This window comes from bacterium (genome assembly GCA_020440705.1).
Lineage (GTDB): Bacteria > Krumholzibacteriota > Krumholzibacteriia > LZORAL124-64-63 > LZORAL124-64-63 > JAGRNP01.
In genome coordinates this window covers 23,894-26,151 of record JAGRNP010000052.1, presented here as the reverse complement: position 1 = coordinate 26,151, position 2,258 = coordinate 23,894, and the positions used below count along the sequence as shown (strand labels likewise).

Below are 2,258 nucleotides of genomic sequence, written 5' to 3'. Positions count from 1 at the left end.
CCTGCGGTTGCGGCGAGAGCTTCTCGGTCTGATGCGTCCGTCCCTGCCCGATCTGGCCGGGCAGGCCCGGCGCCACGGCTGGCTGGGCGGCCTGGAGGATTCTCCGGCCGCCGGCCTGGCCCTCGTCTCGGGGCCGGATGCGGCGGCCTTCCTGCACTCCCAGCTGACCAGCGACGTCCGGGCCCTCGGCCCCGGACGGGGGCAGCTTTCCGCGCGCCTGAACCGCAAGGGTCAGCTGCTGGCCTGGTTCAGCCTGCACCGCCTGCCCGAGCGCGGGCAACCCTTTCCGAGCTACCTGCTGGTGATGCCCCGCGCCGGCGTCGGCGACCTGCTGGGCGATCTTGCGGCGAATCTCGTCAGCGAGGACGTCCTCCTGGAGGAGGTGTCGGACGAGTTCGCCGGGTGGGCGTTGCAGGTGCCCGTCACGGCGGATGCGGCTCCGCGGCCCTGCGACCTGATCGGCCTGGGCGCTCCCGCGGGCACCGACTGGGACGGCCTGGCGGACCTCGACCTCGTCGTCGTGCCGGCGCCGCAGGGCGAGGCCTGGGTGGTGCGGCGGGCTTTGGCCGGTGATCCCGGCTGGCTGGTGCTCTTTCCCGGCGCCGACCGGTCAACCGTGCTGACGGCCACCGACGCCGCCGCGGCCGAGTCCGACCTGGTGCGCCTGGCGGATCTCGCGCCCGGCGACCGCGCGACCCTGTGGCGCTGGCTGCAGGCCGAAGCGGGTTGGCCGGTCCTGGGACACGACCTGCCCCCGGCGACCCGCGTGCTGCCCCAGACGGGCCTGGAGGAGCAGGTCGTCAGCTACGCCAAGGGGTGCTACCTGGGGCAGGAGGTCGTGGCGCGTCTGCGCACCTACGGCACCGTGCCCGAAGCCCTGCGGTCGGTCGCGTGGGAGGGAGTCGAGCCCGAGGATCTTGACGAGCTGCCCCCGCCCGGCACGCCCTGCACGGCCCCGGACGGCACGAAACTCGGCACCTGGGCCGGCTCGTTCTGGGCGCCCACGCGCCAGCAGGCCGCCAGCCTGGTCTTCCTGGGCCGCGACCACCGCACGCCCGGCACCGGGCTGCGGGTCGACGGCGCGGCCGGACCGGACGGCGAGGAACTGGGCGGCCACGTGGACCTGCCCGCCCTGCACCGGGGCGGCAACCGCACGGAGCTGGCCCGCCAGCTCCACGACCGGGGCCTGGACGCCTTCGCCGCCGGCCGCGACGACGAGGCGGTTTCCCTGCTCGAGCAGGCCCTGCGCCTCGATCCGGGCCACACCGACGCCTGCGAGGCCCTGGGCGTGATCCTCGGCCGGCAGCAGAAGTTCCACGAGGCCATCGACATCTTCCGCCGGCTCGAGGAGCTGGCGCCCGACGAACCCATGGTCCACACCAACCTCTCGCTCTTCTACATGCAGATCGGCGAGAAGGACGAGGCCGAGCGCCAGAAGGCCCTGGCCACCATGAAGAAGTTCGGCGTGGGCACCGATCCGGCCGAAGCGGCCCGTCTGGCGGCCGAGGACCAGCGCGTCCGGCGCGACGAAGCGGCCCGCAAGCAGGCCATGTTCGCCGAGGTGCTGGAACTCGATCCGGACGACCCCCTGGCCCTGATGGGCCTCGGACAGGCCCTCGAAACCCTCGGCGACGACCGCGGGGCGGCCGAATACCTGGCCCGCGCCCTTGCGGGCCAGCCCGGGAACAGCCCCCTCTACGCCTCCTACGGCCGGGTCCTCGCCCGGCTGGGCCGCACGGTCGAAGCCGCCGCCATCTACCGCGACGGCATCGCCGTGGCCAGCCGCAAGGGCGACCTGATGCCCCTGCGGGAGATGGAGCACCGGTTGCGCCTGCTCGATCCCGCCTGAAAGCGTAAAAACCCTCATCGCAACCTAAAGACTTCACGTGTTTTGCCGATGTGATGCCGGAACGGATCTCCATTTTCATCCGGGAGCATCGCATGGACAACCTCAGGGACCGGGGCATCACGGTTCTCGCCGTCGATGACGAGGAGTTCAACCTCGACCTGATCGAACTCGCCTTCGCCGAGCACCGCCATGTGGAGGTGCATCGCGCCGTGAACGGGGCCGAGGCCATGGCGCTCCTGCCCGACGTGCGGCCGGACGTGGTGCTGCTCGACCTGGCCATGCCGGTCATGAACGGCTTCGACGTGCTCGCCGCCGTGCGCGACGACCCGGCCTGGCGGCACCTTTCGGTCATCGTCGTGACGGCCAACGCCGAGGAGAAGAACCGGGCGCTGGCCGCCGGGGCCAACGA

At 72.5% G+C, this 2,258-nt stretch carries 2 protein-coding genes; both read left to right on the top strand.

Annotation, left to right across the window (positions count from 1 at the left end):
• Positions 1-1,849, top strand: a 1,849-nt coding sequence (locus KDM41_09595) for a tetratricopeptide repeat protein (protein MCB1183679.1), incomplete at its 5' end; no start/stop codon positions are given.
• Between the two features lie 92 nt (positions 1,850-1,941).
• On the top strand, positions 1,942-2,258 hold a 317-nt coding region (locus KDM41_09590; protein ID MCB1183678.1), incomplete at its 3' end, for a response regulator.